Source organism: Streptomyces sp. NPDC053427 (genome assembly GCF_044544985.1).
In the GTDB taxonomy this organism is placed as follows: domain Bacteria; phylum Actinomycetota; class Actinomycetes; order Streptomycetales; family Streptomycetaceae; genus Streptomyces.
In genome coordinates, this window is record NZ_JBITYA010000003.1 from 557,395 (window position 1) to 575,072 (window position 17,678).

Annotated in this window: 11 protein-coding genes and 1 pseudogene; 2 read left to right on the top strand and 10 right to left on the bottom strand. The window is 67.1% G+C overall.

Features of this window, described 5'->3' with window-relative positions; translation table 11 throughout:
- Positions 1-90 precede the first annotated feature (90 nt).
- The gene (locus tag ACIGWZ_RS10595; RefSeq protein ID WP_400062871.1) at positions 91-1,221 is read right to left on the bottom strand and encodes a WD40/YVTN/BNR-like repeat-containing protein; all 1,131 of its coding nucleotides are present in this window, start codon (positions 1,219-1,221) and stop codon (positions 91-93) included.
- A 536-nt stretch (positions 1,222-1,757) separates the two neighbouring features.
- On the opposite strand from ACIGWZ_RS10595, the pseudogene ACIGWZ_RS10600 reads away from it, so the two are divergent.
- A pseudogene (locus ACIGWZ_RS10600) lies at positions 1,758-2,939 on the top strand (IS3 family transposase).
- A gap of 91 nt (positions 2,940-3,030) precedes the next feature.
- On the opposite strand, the gene ACIGWZ_RS10605 reads toward ACIGWZ_RS10600, so the two are convergent.
- From ACIGWZ_RS10605 to ACIGWZ_RS10635, 7 genes are all read right to left on the bottom strand, one after another.
- Entirely contained in the window at positions 3,031-4,932 is a 1,902-nt protein-coding gene (locus ACIGWZ_RS10605) for a glycoside hydrolase domain-containing protein (RefSeq protein WP_400062873.1), read from the bottom strand.
- Between the two features lie 293 nt (positions 4,933-5,225).
- On the bottom strand, positions 5,226-8,708 hold the full coding sequence (locus ACIGWZ_RS10610; protein ID WP_400062874.1) for a hypothetical protein: 3,483 nt from the start codon (positions 8,706-8,708) through the stop codon (positions 5,226-5,228).
- A complete protein-coding gene (locus tag ACIGWZ_RS10615) occupies positions 8,705-10,861 on the bottom strand; it encodes a PQQ-binding-like beta-propeller repeat protein (RefSeq protein ID WP_400062875.1) in 2,157 nt (718 codons plus the stop codon). Before ACIGWZ_RS10615 ends, ACIGWZ_RS10610 begins: the two co-directional genes overlap by 4 nt.
- A gap of 21 nt (positions 10,862-10,882) precedes the next feature.
- Entirely contained in the window at positions 10,883-13,243 is a 2,361-nt protein-coding gene (locus ACIGWZ_RS10620) for a hypothetical protein (protein WP_400062877.1), read from the bottom strand.
- 456 nt (positions 13,244-13,699) lie between these two features.
- Positions 13,700-14,179 carry a carboxypeptidase regulatory-like domain-containing protein gene (locus tag ACIGWZ_RS10625; protein WP_400062879.1) on the bottom strand — a complete coding sequence of 160 codons (480 nt, stop codon included), beginning with the start codon at positions 14,177-14,179 and terminating at the stop codon, positions 13,700-13,702.
- 801 nt (positions 14,180-14,980) lie between these two features.
- On the bottom strand, positions 14,981-15,460 hold the full coding sequence (locus tag ACIGWZ_RS10630) for an integrase core domain-containing protein (protein WP_400062880.1): 480 nt from the start codon (positions 15,458-15,460) through the stop codon (positions 14,981-14,983).
- A gap of 2 nt (positions 15,461-15,462) precedes the next feature.
- On the bottom strand, positions 15,463-16,044 hold the full coding sequence (locus ACIGWZ_RS10635; RefSeq protein ID WP_400062883.1) for a hypothetical protein: 582 nt from the start codon (positions 16,042-16,044) through the stop codon (positions 15,463-15,465).
- 111 nt (positions 16,045-16,155) lie between these two features.
- Here ACIGWZ_RS10635 and ACIGWZ_RS10640 point away from each other — a divergent pair, with 111 nt between their 5' ends.
- Positions 16,156-16,293 carry a hypothetical protein gene (locus ACIGWZ_RS10640; protein ID WP_400062885.1) on the top strand — a complete coding sequence of 46 codons (138 nt, stop codon included), beginning with the start codon at positions 16,156-16,158 and terminating at the stop codon, positions 16,291-16,293.
- 185 nt (positions 16,294-16,478) lie between these two features.
- Here ACIGWZ_RS10640 and ACIGWZ_RS10645 read toward each other — a convergent pair whose 3' ends face one another.
- Both ACIGWZ_RS10645 and ACIGWZ_RS10650 read right to left on the bottom strand, forming a co-directional pair.
- On the bottom strand, positions 16,479-16,898 hold the full coding sequence (locus tag ACIGWZ_RS10645; RefSeq protein WP_400062887.1) for a hypothetical protein: 420 nt from the start codon (positions 16,896-16,898) through the stop codon (positions 16,479-16,481).
- Positions 16,899-16,918: 20 nt separating this feature from the next.
- Positions 16,919-17,678 (bottom strand): tachylectin-related carbohydrate-binding protein (locus ACIGWZ_RS10650; RefSeq protein ID WP_400062889.1); only part of this gene is annotated, 760 nt, incomplete at its 5' end.

Genomic DNA, 17,678 nt, shown 5'->3' on the forward strand with positions numbered 1-17,678 from the left:
GCGGGGGACCAGGCGAGCGCGCACGGCCTGGCCCCCAATGGCCGCTCGGCCCTTCCCGCCCGCTTCAGGCGGCGCTGACAGGCACCAGATTCAGGGACAGAGGGCAGCGACGGTGTTGCTCCAGTAACGGTTGGTGTGATCGTTCGGATCCGGGCGACCGTCGTTGGCCGAGAAACTGATCTTGACGCCGGAAAGACACGGAATTGGGAGGTCAACGGCTATCGACCCTTGAGGGGACGCCTTAGCGCTCCAGAAGAAGTTGAAGACCCCGTCGGCTCCAATCCGCGCTCCGCGGACTGTGACCTCTGCCTTCGCGAAAAAACCTGAGCCCGTTACGTGGAAGACGCTGCTCTGCCCGGAACCACTCGTTGACACGCTCAGCTCAGGCCGCAGTTCCGTTGGTAGTGGTGGCGGAGGGGGTGGAGGTGGTGGAGGCGGAGGTGGAGGCGCGGGCGGCGGGTTCGGCGGCTTGGGAGCCCACACCCAGAGGGTGCCATCTTTCTTGACCGCCCAGGGCGACTCAAATCGAGCAGCGGAAATACTGCTGAACCCCTCGCCGGGAATCTTCAAAAACCCGATTCCGTCGGTCGTGGTCCACACCGTTCCATCATCGGCGACCAACCAGACGGCCCCTTCAACGCTGACCGAAACATCAGCCCATGACTTGTCTTGGGCGCCCTCAGCTGGATGCCAGATACCGTCGGGAGTTTGATGGAAGAGCACACCGCTCGTATGGTTACTTATCCCCCACAAATCGCCATCGTTACGGCCAGCGAGCCGCTTGAACCCAACGACCACGGTCGTCTCTTGGAACGTCTTGCCGTCCGCCGTCTTCCACATGGCTCCGTCGTTACGCACGACCCAAACGGCACCTTTGTGCACTGCGACATCCACTAGCGGTTCAATGCCCCGCGGGACCGGTATTTTGGCCCATTTGCCATCTGCGGCGCGCCGCCAGAGCGGGCCCTGCGACGTTACGATCCACACGCCGTCGTCAAGTGCCACCGCCATGCGAGAAATGGCGCCCGGGCTGGGCACCTGGCCAGCGACACTGGGGTCGGGCCCGCGCCCGCGATGCCAGAGCGTTCCGTCCTTGGCGGCCAGCCAGACTTCCGGGAACGACGTGTCCTCCCGGACGGCGACGTCTTGCAGCTGTGGAAAGGAGACGTCGGTACCCCCTATGAGCCCGACAACGTATTCTGGTATCCAGATTCGTTCCACCACGCCTCCATGACGGGAATCCTGTCAACGGACTAAGGCGACGGATGGCTACCTGAAGGGCCGTCGGTTGAACAGCCAACGGGGGGCTCGCGCACGAAAATGCAAGGGTGGCTTCGAAGAGTTGCCACGCATGGAATTAATTCGCGTGGAGAGCCTCCCCTATCGTAACTCCACGATTGTTCGCGCGCCTCACCGGTGTGGCCGTCATCATCGAGGTTCCCCAGTCGGCGACGCCGACGGCATCCCGCCCGAACCGGAAGATCGGCACCGAGGCCGGTAGGCGGTCCGGCCGCCGACGTCGAAACGGCGGTGGGTCCGGAGCGGCGACAGCTGCTGCCACCGGGGCGGGGGGCCGGGGCTCGGACCACCGGGCCGCGGCCGGGGCGGCAGCGGCCCGGTGGCACTTCGGCAACCGGCGGGCGCGGCTCTGCCCGCCGGGCGGGAGTCGGCCAAGCCACGGGGGGCGACGGCGCGGGTGGCCGCAGTTCCGACCGCCGGGGCGCGACTGGTGCGGCGACCGGCAAGGTTGTCCGCGGATCCGGCCGACGGGCGGCGGTCGGCGGAGCCATCCGGAAGAGTTCCGCCAGGACGTGGTGCGGGTCGCGAGGAACCGTGGCCTGGGTGTGACGGTGGAGCAGGTGGCCATCGACTTCGGGGTCCACCCGATGACGTTGTGGAAATGGATGCGCCGGGCGGATATCGACGACGGGATCAAGCCCGGGGTGACCAGCCAGGAGAGCGCGGAACTGCGGGAAGCACGTCGGCGGATCAAGCTGCTGGAGCAGGAGAACGAGGTCCTGCGCCGGGCCGCGGCCTATCTGTCGCAGGCGCATCTGCCGGGAAAGGATCTACCCGTTCGTGAAAGAGCTGGCCGTGGACGGGGTGCCCGTCACGGTGACGTGCCGGGTGCTCAAGCTCGCCAGACAGCCCTACTACCGCTGGCTGGGCAAGCCGGTTGCCGACGCTGTGCTGGCGGAGGCATATCGCGCGAACGCGCTGTTCGACGCCCACCGAGACGACCCGAAGTTCGGCTACCGGTTCCTGGTCGATGAAGCGCGTGGTGCCGGGGCCGGCATGGCCCAGCGCACCGCATGGCGGATCTGTCGGGACAACCGCTGGTGGAGTGTCTTCGGGAAGAAGCGTGGCCGGGGCAAGAAGGCCGGCCCGCCGGTGCACGACGATCTCGTGAGCCGCAACTTCACCGCGACCGGCCCGAACCGGCTGTGGCTCGCCGACATCACCGAACACGCCACTGGCCAAGGCAAGCTGTACCTCTGCGCGATCAAGGATGTCTTCAGCAACAGGATCGTGGGCTACTCCATCGATGCGCGGATGAAGTCCCGCCTCGCCGTAGCCGCCCTGGACAACGCCGTGGCCCGCCGTGAACACGTCGATGGGTGCATCGTGCACAGCGATCGCGGATCACAGTTCCGGTCCCGGAAGTTCGTCCGAGCCCTTGACCACCACCGGATGGCCGGATCTATAGGGAGAGTCGGGACGGCCGGCGACAACGCGGCCATGGTGTCCTTCTTGAGTCCTTCTTCAGCCTGCTGCAGAAGAACGTCCTCGACCGCCGGACCTGGGCCACCCGTGAAGAACTGCGGATCGCGATCGTGTCCTGGATCGAGAGGACCTACCACCGGCGCCGCAGACAAGCCGCACTCGGCCGGCTCACACCCGTCGAATTCGAGACCGTCATGACCACTCCGGCCGCGTGACCGAACCTGTCACCCGATCGTGCATCAGACCCGAAATCAGGCTCTCCAATCAGGGTCGAGCCCGTGACTGGCAGCTGCCCTGACCCGGTCATCACCAGGCCCAGAGCTCACCGGTCGTCAGTGGAGCGGCCGGTACTCCGGACGGGACGAGTCTGCGGACGTACCAGGAGTTCTTCTGATCGGGCAGGAGCACGTCGAGCGCCTCGGGACTGGTCACCGTCACCGCCAGCCGTCCACCGGTGCTGTATCCCTTCGGCGGGACGTCGGTACCCGGAACTGTCCAGTTCACCCCGTCGTAGGCGGACCAGGACAGGATTCCGAGCGAGTCGATGACGACCGCGACCACCGCGCCGGAGAACCTCGTCACTCGGGCCGCCATGGGGCGGGCCTGCGCCGCAACGCGTGGCACGAAGCCTACAGTGGACCAGTCCGAGGGACCCCCCTGTGTGCCATCGGGATGCACGAGGTGCGCCAGCCTTCCGCTCCTCGTCCCGACAAGGAGATGTATCTGGCCCTCGGACCAGATGGCGTGTACGCCGACGGCAGGGTCCGCGGCCTCTGCCAGAGGGACGGAGGCCGTCGCCCACGGTGCGGGTGTGCGCCACTGAACCCACCGTACGGTGTTGGACGAGTCGACTGCGAACAGGTCCAGGCGCTCGGAATCCGTCGGCGAGGTGAGGGCGGCGATATTCGTACCGGGAGCGAAGCTGAAACCGTGGCTGATGGCTCCGACATGGGCCTGCCAGTCGGGGTCTCCGGGTGCCCACCACGTCGTGGTGAGCTCGTGTGCTGTATTGAAGAAGAACACGTCGAGAACATCGGTCCTGCGGGAGACGGCCGCGATTGCGGAGCCGTGGCGTGCGGGCGTCGAGGAGTTGAGGACCTGCGGTTCGCTCCATGGGAGGTCGTCACCAACGGACAGCAGGCGAGTTGTCCAGAGGCTTCCGTCGACCCCCAGCCCGAACAGGTCCACGTTCCAGGTTTTTCGGGACGCGGCGGCAACCGAGGCGGTGTCGAACCACCTCCCGTAGCCCAGGTCCTTGAACGTGACGGCCTCGGGGGTGACGATCCCTCCCTGCATCCAGTCTCCCCACTGACGGCCGTTCTCGAGGAACTGCCAGGCCGCGACCGAGGGGTCGAGGAAGAAGGCAGCGGGTGCGTTCGAGCCGAAATCCGTAAGGCACAGGGCTGTTTTGGCTTCGGGGTGTGATGGGTCCGGCATACGGGCCGCGTCGAAGTCGATGGGGTTGACCTCGTGCAGCGTCGTCGGCGAGGTCCTCAACTTCGCTCCAGGGAATCCCCGCTCCTGGTTGTACCAGGCGAATTGGCAGGCGACCCGGCCGATTTGACCCGGCTCTTCCTCCGGATCGACGAAGTCGGCCGCCGGAGGGAGGCGGAAGAGCATGCCGTCGGACTCGTTGTAGACGGTGGGCTGCTGTTCCGGCATTCGGATGAACCAGATCGCCACGTCTCTGAAGGTGGTGCAGATCTTGCGTGCGTCGTTGGAGTCCCAGCAGTAAGCGCCCGGACGGTACCCCGCTTGGGTGACGGCCGCAAACCATCCCTTGAGATATCTTTTTGCTTCGGCATCGTTCATGAAGCCGTCGAGTTCGAGATCGATGTAGATCGTTGCCCCGTTTTCCATCTCCACTCCTTTGGCTAGCTCGACGGCGTGTTGACCGTCCGTCTTGCCGTTCGCCTCGCTCCAACCGGGGTTCGGCACACTCACCATGTGGCCCGCCGCGTTGGGCGTCCGTAGCCACTGGCGGCCGAGATAGAGGGGACCCAGCCCCCACCCCTCCGACCGGAGGAATCGCCAGGTCGACACCGGGGGCACCCGGTGGCTGTGTGGCGCGGTCCAACTGGACCCGGTTGCGTCGAACTGATGGCAGAGGTAGAACCCCGTCCATCGCAGATTCGTGTAGGCCCGTACGGGCCCCATCACCGCATCGCCGAGGCTGGCGTAGTTGTCCTTGTCGAGTCCTCCAAACATGTCGCCGCTCTCCTTCCCATGCGTACAGCGGCTACTTGGGCGGCGGGCACCGGTTCGAGCGCGTCGAAGCGGAGCCCGCCAGCGGGCACAGAGATCAGAGGGGCGCGTCGCCGTTGCATCCGCAGCACAGGGGTGCCGGTCGCGTCGCGAGCCAGGACGGCGCACCGGTCAAGCTGGATGCTGGTGGACGGCAGGCGGTCCGGAGCGAGATCGTGGGCGAGGTGCTCGGCGCCCTGTGGAGCCAGGAGAGAAGGCGACGTGTGCATGCCCACCAGAACGGACCTCATGTCTGGTCAGCCCGGCCGCCAGTTGGCGGGGAGCGGAACGACGTCGACGAACGCCGTACGGTCCCGGAGTTCCGCGGGCGATGTCGAGGCGAGGGGGGCGTCGAGCCGTTCGACTTCGCGGACGCGGAGTCGCAGAGGAGCGGTGCCGGGAGGCATTCGCAGAGTGGACGGGGTTTCCGGCTGATCACTCGTCAGGGTGTGGGACGGCACTGGACGCCAGGCGGGGATGTCTGCGGTGGGCGGGCTGGTGAGGTCGATCAGGTCGATCGAGTCAGGGTGGGTTCCCGAGGGGGTGTGTGCCTCCTCCAGGGTGGCTTCCAGACGGTTGGGCGGGTTCGGGCCTGTTCCGAGCAGGGACAGGTGCAGGTCGGGTCCGGTCCGCTCGATGATCAGGCGACGGTCGGGGAGGAGCCGTACTGGGTCGGACACGACGATGGGGGAGAGGGGGGACAGCTCGGGCAGGGTGTTGGGCTGGTAGCGGGCGAGTGCGAGCCTGACGAACGGTGCGTAGGAGGGTGCCGTCTGGGGCGGGGTGATCTCGATGTCGGCGTACCAGCGGTCGCCTTCGTGGGTGACGGCGTAGGGAACGAGCCAGATTGACGGGCCTAGGTCCGGCGAGGTGGAGGGTGTCTCGCTGAAGCCGGTGAACCAGCTCTTGGCGGCCAGAGGCGGAAGCGGCGCGGACGCGAAGAGGGGATCCCGGCCGAGCTGGGTAACCGGGACCGCGGGCGTGGCACCGTCGGCGGCGACGAGGACGGCGAGACGTTCCCCCTCACCGGTCTCGTACCAGGGGCTCGCGAGTTCCACTCTCAGTCGCCGTGAGGCACGGGAATGCTCGATCCGGGTGGACGTCGGTTGACTCTGCCAGCGGAAGGAAGGCGTCGTCGACAGCACCGTCAGGTCCGGGGGGCGGGCGCTGGAGGGGATGACGACGGGATCCTGGGTGCGGGTCAGCCGGAAGGCTTCGTCCGGGTCCGCGGCGTCGAAGTACGTGCGGAAGCGGCTGATCGCCTTCAGTGTGTACGTGACCTTGCGGTGCTTGGTGTCGCCGAACTCGTGGCGGATCGCCAGAGCAGGCGGATCGCCCCGGGCGATGGTCTCCCCGTACAGGTAGTCGACGTTCTCCTGGTGGTCGCCCGCGTTCGACCATTCACGCCAGGTCGCGGAGATCTCCAGCCGGCCTGTGCTGTCGGTGTTCAGCCCGGTGGGCAAGAAGACAGGCTGCAGAACGGCGTACGTGGCGCGCTCGGCGCGTACGACGTTCTCGCGCTTGAACTTCTCCCAGCGCGGCTCTGCCAGCGGGCGTCTGACGGCATGGACCACGTGGATCCTGCGGACGGGGGAGAGCAGCGGGTGGCGCCCGTTGAGCACGTCGACCTGCCACTGGTCGGCCGGTTTGGGGACCCCGGGGGAGTCGACCGGCTGGACCAGCCAGGAGTTGACGGAGAAGTGATCGAGGAAATTGTGACGGACGGTGGAGGACAGTTCGAGGACCGCCTCTTCGGCCTGGGCCAGCTGGATGTCCAGCTGTCTGTCGCCCTTCCAGTCGAGCTTGATCGGAGGGACTGGGGTGAGCTGTTCAGGCTCGGAGAGTTCGACGTGCTTGGGGTCGGCCGTCCAGTCGGCCCGCTCGGTGATCGGGGCGGCGAGTCCGCCGGGCGCGGCGGAAATGTGGGCGCTGATGCCGCTGGCCGCCGGGTCGGGCAGCGCGCCAGCCGGGTCGTCAGCGGCTTCGGCGCGCAGCGCGCGCAGCGCCAGGTTCCAGGTGCGCTCGGTGAACTGCGGACCGGAGTCCTCGGGGTCTTTCGGATCGAACTTGCCATGCTGCTCGGCGAGGGCGAAGCTGACGGTCGGCGGGTGGATGGTGCGCTGTTCGGCCTTGGGGTACTGGGGGTTGGCGGCATGGAACTGCGCGGTGTTCATGCCGCGATCGCTGCGGATGACCATCCGGTCGACGGCCGCACCCGTGCTGAACGTGCCGTCGTGGCTCAGCCGGGGCGGCTGGATGGGATCGCTCCGGGTATAGAGGACCGTTTCGGTGGCACCGGTGCTGCCCGGCAGGTTTATCAGGCCACCGCCGGTGAGGTCGGCGATCCGGATCCGCATCTGGTAGCGCGTCGCGAACCGCAGACGGGGCAGCGTGCCCTCCGAGGGCTTGAATTCCCAACGGAATACGTATGGAGGCGTCTGTGCCGGGTTGGGTTCAGACGTGGGGTCGCCGCCGAGCAGGTTCATGAACGGCGCCGCCAGGCTCCAGCCGTCCCAGCGGACCACGACCTCGTCGGCGTGCAGGCGTCCGTCGGGTGTCTTCACCGCCGCGTAGGGCTTGATGTGGCCTTCTTCGGGTTCGGTGTCGTCGCCCAGCGGGATGTCCTCGCCGTCAGGGCTCTTGACAGTGTAGGTGGCCTTGCGCTCGCACAGTGGATGCCAGTCGGTATCGTCTTCGACCCGGATGTCGACCCGGTAGCCGAGGACCAGGTCCTCGGCCGTGAACTCGGCGTTTCCCAGGGGGGCTCCAACCCGGCCCGCGGCAACGCCGGCCCGGGCCGTGAAGTCGGACTGGCGGTCCGGCCGGATCAGCATGAGCCCGCCCGTCCGCAGGTCCGGCAGGGCCGGCCGGCGCTCGCCGTCGCCGTCCAGCGCCCTGGCCTCCGTACCCAGCGCGCGCACGGCTCCGTCGACATCGAGCATGCTCAGTGCCCACCGCGGGGTCGTGGCGCCCGCCCAGTCGAGCAGGCCGACGCCGCTCAGATCCAGAAGGCCCCTGCGGATCCCGCTGGAGCCGTCGGCGGGGGCGGGCCAGAACGCGCCCTCGGCGAGGTCGTACTTGGTCCACGGCGAGGTGATGCTCACCGGCAGGTCCGTGCCGCGGATGCGCAGGAACCGCGGGCCCGTTCCGATGTCCAGGTCGGCCGTCTCAGCGCTCAGTTCGAAGACCAGCCCGAGGGCCTGCAACACCGTGGGATGCTCGCGCAGCGTCGCCACGGCCCGGTGGAAGTCGACGGCCGGTGCCAGCGGCGGGAGCGGCTCCTCGGCCTGGGGGGACGGCGACAGCGGGCTGTTCCAGCGCTCGATCCGCTGCCGGACGGCCGATTCGCCGTCGGATGCGGGATCGGTCAGGATGCTCGTGCACTCCCGGTACGACGTCACGACGGCCCGGGCGTCGGAATAGGTCGGGCGGACCCGCGGAACCGGCTGTTCCTTTGGGGTCCACCCGTCGACCACCCCGGCGTCTCCGTCGAAGAACGCGTGCCAGGCGTTGCTGTCGGCGACCGGGTCGTACACCGGAGCGCGGTCCGTCTCACGGACGCCGTCGGCGGTCTTGACCTCCAGGGCGAAGGTGGCGTCGGCGAGAGCGGCGGGCCAGTCCTGCAGGCCGAGGTCCTTGAGCGAGCCGGAGCCGAGCCGGGGGACCACCAGGACACGGATCCGGGCGGTCGACGGCGGGGACAGACCGGCGGGCACCGCCACCCACAGGAAGGTGCTCACGGCTCGCGCCTTCCCCGGTAGACGCGGGCCAGCTGGTCCGCACAGGCCGTCGCGATCAGCTTCCCGTCGGGGCTGTAGGTCAGGTCGTGGATGGTGGCCGGATGGGGGAGCCGGCTGATTTTGGTGCCTTCGGCAGAGTCGGTGATCGTCACCGTGGGTGCCGGTTCGTCGTTGACGAGCGCGAGCTGCGGCTCGGCCGGGTGGAAGGCGAGCCTGGTGATCGGCTGCGGGAAGGACAGGCCCCGGGCCAGCTTCGGCGGGTCGGCCCCGACATCGACCAGGTGGACTGCCTGGTCCTTGCCTGCTGTCGCCAGGAGTTTCCCGTCGTGGCTGAAGGCGACGGCGGTCACCTCGCGCGTGTGAAGGGACTGCCCGAGCACCCGCCCGGTGGCAGCGTCGATGATCAGCACGGCATCGTCGTCGCTGCCGGCGGCCAGCAGTTTGCTCTGCGGGTCGAAGGCGATCGCCCTGACCTTCCCGTCGTGGCGGAAGCGGAAGAGTTCCTCACCGGTGGCCGGGTTCAGGATCCTGGTAGAACGGTCGGCACAGGCCGTGGCGATCCAGCGGCCGTCGGGGCTGGTGGCCACCAGGGTCACCGCCTGCGGGTGCTTGAACTGCCACCGTTCCTCGCCGGTGGCACGGGCGAGGCGACGTGCGGTCTTGTCGCCGGAGGCGGTGACAAGGTCGGCATCCCCATCGGCGTGCAGGAACGCGACTGAGTTCACCGGTGCGTTGTGTGCGACCTCCCACCGTTTGTCCCCCGTGAGGGTGGTGAACAGGCGGGCGCCGCCATCGGTGCCGCCGGTGGCGAAGTGGCGGCCGTCCGGGCTGACCTCCAGGGAGGTGATCCGCCCGGGGTGGCTCTTCGCCAGGACCAGCGCACCGGTGTCGGCGTGGAACACCGACGCCTTCGCCTCGGGGTCGTGGCTTGCGACGACGGCCAGCGGGTCGGGGAAGGAGGTGAGGGCGATCTGCTCCACGGGGCCTCCCAGCGTCTGATGGGACACGTCCGTGGGGTTCATGTTGTGTACGCGGACGTGCGATCTTCCACAGAGCGCGAGCCGCTGTCCGTCCGGGGAGAACGCGAGGTTGGTCAGGGAGTCTGTGTCCTGTTCCCAAACCGTGGTGCCGAGCCCGGAATTCACCACTTTCACTCCGCCGGCCGACGCGATCGCGATCTCCGGGAGCACGGGGTTGAACCGGACCTGGGCAGAGTTCCCCACCGGGGTCTCGAAGCGCCGGCTGCCGTCGGCCACGTCCCACAGCGTCATCGACTCCGGCCCGGCCCTGACCAGTCGCCGGCCGTCGGCACTCAAGGCGGTCGGGTGACCGCCGAGGAGCGGATCCTGGAGTTCCACGGTCGTACGGATATCACCGCTGCCGGCGTCGAGGGTGAACACCTGACGCTCCGTCGAGACGACCAGGGCGCTGTCGTCCTGGGCGAAGGCGAACTGCGCGATGGGTTCGGGGAGGGGAGTGACCCACTGTGTCGCGCCGGCCGTGACGTCGATGAGGACCATGCGTGCGGAGTCGGCGGCCGCCAGCCGTTTGGAGTCCCCGCTGAAGGCGGTGGGGAGCAGGGGCGAAGAGAGGGAATCGAGTGTGAGCCGTACGCCGCCGCTGGCCGTGTCGAGCAGGAGCAGCCCCTGCCCCGAGGCAGCCAGCAGCTTGCCGTCGGGGCTGTAGCGGACGTGCCGTACCGCTGCGGAGTCGTCGACACGCCGCCAGAGCACGGTGTCGGATTCCACGGCCAGCACGCTGACCCGGTCAGGAGGCGGTTTGTACCCCCTGATGCGCCAGCCAGCCTTTTCCTGATTGTATTTCTGACACTCCTTCCGCTTGTCGGGCGGGACGTCGCTGCAGTCCAGGAACTCCACGAACTCCCTGATCGTCTCCACCGCCCCCAGCCGGCCCGCGACGGCCACCGTCAGTCCATCGGGGCTGACCGCGACAGACCTGGTGTCAAGGGTGGCCTCGGTCGCGCGCGCTTCGCCCGCCGCGGCGTTCAGGACCGCGAGCATCTGGGTCTCGAACGGAACGGACGTGGGATGGAGGCCGAATGTGGCCAGACTCTGCCCGTTCCCACTCCACATGACCTCGGACGGCCCGAAGGGAAGGGCCGTCATGCTGAGGACCTCACCGATCTCGCTCATGGCTGGTCTCCTGTCGGACCTCTACTGGTCTCCTGCCGATACGGGTACGAACGCGGCCTGGTAGGCCCGCCAGCGCGCCAGCCCCTCGTCGGTGTCGCGCGCGGCCGGTAGCGCTCGATCTGCGCCTCCGCCGCCGGCCAGCACCCATGTGCCGCTGTCGAGTTCGACGCTGTCCGACCACAGGGTGAGGTCGATCTCGATGACGAGCGTCGCCCGGCCGACCAGGGCCTTGGTGGCGGACTGGTAGGCCAGCGTGATGCACAGCTCGATGGACACCGACACCAGCCCGAGAACCTCGACGCACCCGCCGATCCGCAGATATCCGGTGATCGTGACCTGGCTGCCGGCCAGCTCGAACCGGACCCCGCCGAAAGCGTGGACCTCACCGCGGGCGACCACGAAGTCGACGGCGAGCATCGCGCCGAACTCCAAAGCCCCTTCCAGCCGCCGCAGCCCGCTGTGGTCCACTTCCAACTCCAGGTACCCGCCGCCGCCGAACATCAGCACGGCCAGCGTGAACGGGTTCTGCCGGCTTGCGAAGCCGAAAGCCACCGATACCGGGCGTCTGTCGAAGGGCACGGTGATCGCGGTGTTCAGTGTGAAGTCGCGCATCACGAACGCGCCCGAGGGGACCGAGGGCAGCGGCAAGGAGTAGTGGGCGACGAGATCGGTCGACGTCACGTCGATGTACGGCTCGGCGCCGCCGAGGCTGACGGCTTCTCCCAGCTTCTGCAGCAGTTGCAGTTCGCCGAGGAACTCGGCCTTCACACCGCTCACCTGGATCCTGGGTGGGCCTCCGCTCTCGTGGGTGAAGGTCAGCGACGCGAACTGGAGCTTCAGCAAGGGTTTGGAAGGGGTCGGCAGCTCCAGGGCGAAGTCCTTTACCTCGCAGGTGGTGTTGGTGCCGGCGGCCGACGCCTCCACGGTCAGGTCAAGGGTGCTCTGGTCGGACGGCGGCTGGAAGGCGCCGCTCTTCTTGAGCTTGACCCTCCTCCATGCCATCTTCACCGTCGGTGGCCCCCCGGGGTGAGGCACGGAGGTGATTGTGGGTGCCTCTTTGAGGTCGGTGACCAGATCCTTGAGGGCGAAGCCCAGCAGGGTGGCGTCGGGGGGGAAGAGGCGCGCCGGGTCTATGAGTCCCGTCCCCGGGGCGGGCAGCGCGTCCAGGTTGATGGGGCCGAGTGTGCGGGACAGCGCGTTCGTTTTGATGTGGGGTGCCACGAGACCGCCGGACCGGTCGGCCCGGCCGACGAAGTTGATGTCGAGCGGAGGAACGATGTTCAGCAGGATGTTCTGGGTCGCGCCCTGGCTCAGGTATTCCGGTGTGAAGCTGACCTTTTGCAGCTCATCTTTGCCCAGCAGGGTCCGCAGCGCGGGCAGTCGTACGTCCAGAGCGCTGAGCGCCGGACGGTACCCGGTGGAGTGCAGGCTGCCTTCGATGGTGATGCCGTGCACCTCATGGACGTCGCCGTCGCAGCGCGGGGGCGTCCGGACGAGGTCGATCGGAATGCCGGGCAGCGTGACGGAGTGCTGCTTGTAGACCTTGTCCGAGAGATGCTGCGCCAGGGCGGGGTCGGTGAGCGAGGTGAAGCCGGGCTCGGACACATCTGCGACGAACACCAACGGCAGCTCGAACCGGACCTCGCCGTCGGGAGTCGCACACCGGATGGGGAAGGCAACCGGTTTGACGCGCTCGTCGAGCCCGTTGCCCGGCATGGTCGGTTGGAAATAGACGCCGATGTGGTGCTCAAAGTCCTGCCAGGCCGCCTCGGTAAGGTCCGGATACCCCAGGGTGGTGATCTCAACGTCCCCGAACGGGAAGGCGCGAGCGGCGGGTCCCGCGGGCGGCGGGTGGCGTACCGGCTCGGTGACGGTGAGGACGAACTTGCTCCGGAGCACGGCCGCGTTGCCAACCGTCTTCTCGAAGATCCGTTCGCTGAGCTCCACGTACTTCGCCCGGTGGCCCAGCGGATAGAGCACGCCGGAAGTCACTGTGCGGACCCGGACGTCCCGGCCGAGTACCGCCTCGTGCTCCCACTGGAAGTTCTCCCACACACCGACGGCCGACAGAGTGCCGCCCAGGGAGCTCAGTTCGAGCCTGCTGGCCCGTGCGGGCTGCTCGTCGGCGTTTTCGGCGATCCGTGTCCGCTCCACCCTGCCCAGTGGAATAGAGCCCTGTGGGTTGGAGAAGTCGGGGTCGGGGGTCTTCGCGGTTACCTTGTCGATGGCACGCAGCGCGAGGGAGGCGTCCTGGACCGGCGTTCCCGGCTCCGGTCGGTTGGAGACAAGGCGGGCCCGCCACAGGCCGGAGACTCCGGCAACCGTCAGGGGAAGCACGGGATGGACGGACGTCACCTCCTGACCGCCCAGGCGATCCTCCACCGAAAAGATCACACGCCAGGGCAGTTCGATAGCCGTGTCCGCGGCCCCCGGAGGAGACGCCGGCCGAATCGGCCGGCCTCGGCTCAGGGCTTGGAGTATGCCGTCCACCGTCGGGACGAACGTGGTGCCGCGCGGCAGCGCGAAGGCGATCCGGCTTGGCCCGGAGAGAGCGGACCGCCAGACCGGTACGAGGGTGCCTGAGCCCGTTGGCAGGTTTTGCGGTGGCTCTTGCTCGCGCCGTGAGGTCTCCTCGGCCACGTGCTGGGGCGGAAGCGTGAGCAACAGTCGAGCATCGTCGGCGACCGCCTTGAGTACGGGCATACCGTCAGGGCGCTTCTCGGCGACCGTCAGACCGGACCAGCTCACGCCGAGCAGCACATGATCCGCAGATCTGACGAGCAGAAAATTCGGCAAGGAAATCACCGGCCGTGTCTGGTTACTTGACAAGGCTCAGGATCAGGTGCGTTCCCTGAAATACCGGAGAAGGGTCTCCTGGACATCCTGAAGTGCTTGCCTGTTCTGTTTGATCTGGGATAGCCGCGCCACTGCCGAGGAGGCGTAACTGTCTTCCGTATCGCCATCCCCATCCCTTTCTGCATCGCCCGACGCCGAGGCGAGGAGAAAACCGCCGAGGACGTCCACGCCAGTCGTCGTATCGGCGAACTGGCCAGCGGGCACCAAGTAGCGATCGAGGGGTACGTGGTCGTCGGTGATCACGTTGGCGACCAGCGAGGGCTGCCAGCTCCGCGCATTGTTGAGCGTGTGATGAGTGTCGAATCGTACGGTGACCGATTCACCGGCGGGAATTTCCACACTGTAATAACCGTCATTGTTGGTATAGGCGTGGTCGATGAGCGTCAAATCAGGCCGATAGACGCTGACCTTGATCATGAAAATCGGCTCGTTTCCGGTGACGGTTCGCACATGCCCGTACATGAGAGTCTCCCCTCGGCGCGATTGAGATCGTCGAGATCACCGTCACAACCCGGGCCAGTTTCCCGAAATCGGCAATGTCAGCCCGTGAGGATTCCGGGCCAGTTAATGGCGAATCGACCTCGGGTTTCCTGTGGCTCCATCTTGTTGTCGCTCATGTTGTACACGCGTAGGTGCACGGCTTAAGAGGTAGGCGCTGCCACCCGCCGCGCAAACAGGCATCCGCGGCGAGTGCAAGTCTGATTGAAATGCGAACCTCTCATAGCTCGTCCAGGTGCGACCTGATTTCAGGTTCTCTCCACGCGAGGGCACTGTCAACTGCGTGATGGGTGAGGTGTCGTAGGCTCAGCTGTCGGACTGACATGAGGAGATGCCGGTGATCTTCGGCCGTTATGTCGGCCGCATCTGCGGCACCGCTGAGCAGCGCGCGCTGGGACGCGGCTCACCGAGTGCATCCGCTCCTTCGTCCAGTTCCTGAAGCCCGGCCCGGAGACCGCCCAGGCCTTGGCAGAGTGAATCAACAGTGTCCGCGCGGACGAGCTGCCTCACTTCTATGCCTTCGCCTGCGGCCTCGACCAGGACAGCGACGTCGTCATCGCAACTGGCGTGTTCCCGACACGGCCGTGGTACCAGAGGAACTCACATAGGGTGCCCAGGCCCGGCTCCCCGACCAGACCCTCCTGGTCGATCGGATTGAGCACACCGCACGCTGTTTGCCGAGCCCGCCCGTCTCGCCTGCACCCGCGTAGACGGCACCCACCAGTTCGGCATCCCGATCCTGCGGATGCCCGAAACTCGGCCGCCCTATGCGACCTGCGTGTATTCGTGGACCACCCCACCGAGTAGATCACGACGGATGACCTTGCCGTCCGGGTCTACTGGATCGGGGAGCGGCCGAAGCGGTGCTGCTTGGCAGAGGGCACGGTGCGGGCGATGGGTGTTGAAGTGCGTCTCGTACGCGGCCAACGCGTTTCGCAGGTTCCGTTCGTTGGCGATCAGCGTGCGGTCGAGGAGTTCCCGTCGGCGTCCTCCGATCCAGCGCTCAATGTACGCGTTTGCCCGCGGGGCCAGAACCGGGGTGAGCAGCACCTGGATGGCCTCGGATGCGAAGACGGCGTCGATGGCGTCGGTGAACTTCGCAGCTGTGTCTCGGATCAGGAACTTCACGTGGTGAACGCGGTCGTCCAACGCCATGAGGAGGTCACGCGCCTGCTGGACTGCCCAGCTGCTGGTCGGATGGGCGGTGACGCCAAGGAGGTGCACTCGACGGGTGGGGATCTCCATAGCTACATGCAGTACAGGCGCCGCAGCAACACGGTGTCAACGTGGAAGAGAGCCACCGCGAGGATTCCGGAGGCCTGGCTGCGCAGGAACTCCGCCCAGGTCGAGCCCGCGCGTCGTGGTGCCGGGTCGATTCCGGCCTTCTTCGAGATCGCCCATACCGTGGAGGCGCCAACCGGGCCGCCCATGCTGGCCAGTTCACCGTCGATCCAGCGGTATCCCCAGTGCGGGTTCTCCGCGGCCATTCTCAGCACCCACTCCCGCACAGTGCGCCGGGTCGACGGACGGCCTGGTCCTCGCTGCTTGCAGGTCCAGCGGCGCTTGACCAGGTCGGCGTGCCAGCGCAGCAGCGTGCCTGGGGTGACGAACAGGTGCCCTCGCAGGGCCTTGGGCAGCAGCCGAACCAGTCCCGCGATCACTGCCCGGTCCGCCCATAAGAGTTGTGGCCGGACAACCTGACGGCGCAGCACCGCCAGTTGGTGCCGCAACACGAGAACCTCCGCGTTCTTTGAAGTCTGCGATCGCGCCAGCAACGCAATCCACCCCAGGACCTTCAGGAAGGTCAGGTACAGCAGTCGCAGAGCCATGCCTCAGGACCTCGCCCTGCCTGGCCTCGACCGCAAGGCCCAGGTCAGCAGCGGTAGCCGAGTTTCGGGCACCCAAAGGAGCTCGAGCTGTCCGCCGGAACGACGATTGATGTGGATGGTTCTCTGCTGGTGGCCAATGCCGATGCCATCGAGCGGCTCGTGACCTCGGACACCCCAGGCGTGGTGAAACTGGACAATAAAGGAACCGAGCCGGTGACGGTTGAGATCCTCACGTGTCGCAACCATTAGTGCGAGGTGGTTGGCGAGTCGGTTGATGCGCCACCAGCGCACTCCAGGAGCCTTTCGTAGGACAACAGCCTGCCGCCGTGGGGCGAGGTGTGGCACCGTAGGGGGCGGCTTCTGGCCCCGTCGCTCTGCCGCACTCGACCTGCGCCACGCTGGGGATACCGCACCGCTCGGCGACGCAAGCCTGGTCAAGAGCCCTGGTTCTCCGCCTCCGTGGCTGCGTCCCGGAGACGGCTGACCAACTCGTCGGGTACATCCGGCGGTACGGACGACATGGCCACTTTGCGTACGCCAGCGTCCCTATCGCCGGCCAGACCGCCGAGTACATCGGCTGCCGACGCGGCCGGCAGATTGGCTGCTGCGCCAGCTGCTGCCACCCGGAGCACCGGATCATCACTACGCGCTGCAGTGAGGATGACATCCTGCCCTTGGTCGCCTTCCAGCACGCTGGCGGCATAGGCGCTCTTGGAAGCGAGCATGGGGTCATCCCCCTGAACCAGGGTCCGCAGATGGGGCAGGCTGTCGGTGCCCAGCTGAGCCATCGCCGCGTAGTCCGGCTCCTCAGGATCGAGCACCCGGCGCACGTCCTGCATCGATACGCTGTTCATTGCGGCGCCTCCTAGACGTCCTAGCTGAACGCACTGCCGACCATGATTTTCACCTCGTCAGAAACCAGGTCAGGGGGCGGATTGGTGATGTTTGCCGTCCCGTTGCCTGTCATGAGACGGTCGTTGTTGTTGACATGCAACAAGTCCAGTACATGGCCGACCTCATGGCCCAACGTCCATTGGGTGGCGCCCTGTGCCACAACCGCGCCCGGCCTTCCGGCCGGATGTGCGGCGCAGCCGTTCAACGGCGGGACGGTGGACCGTACAAAGTAGACAACGACGTCGTTCGGGCCCGCGTTGTTGCGGTTGGCGAAGAGCTGGGTCTGCTCCTCTGTGGCCTGCCCCATCAGGCACTCGCCCGCGTCCAGGTCGTTGAGGGCGGGAAGGTCGAGGTTCTCCGTCGAGGCCAGCTCGACCGCGATGCCTGCGGTCGAGTAGACCTCGCGCATCCGGGCGAGGGCGTCCGCGACGGCGACGTTGGGTGTGGTGAGGATCTTCGCGTGCAGTCGCACCGTCGGCACGTATGTATCACCGCTGAAGACTTTGTCGTAGATGTTCCAGCCGCCGCTGACCTTGTTCCCGCCGGCACCGGCCGTCCATTGGGCCGTGCCTTGCTTCCATCCGTCGTGGCGGTACCACTGCAAGTCGCCATTCGGCTTAATGCCGTAGATCACGCCTTCGCCGCCGCTGAAGACTTTGTCGTAGATGTTCCAGCCGCCGCTGACCTTGTTCCCGCCGGCACCGGCCGTCCATTGGGCCGTGCCTTGCTTCCATCCGTCG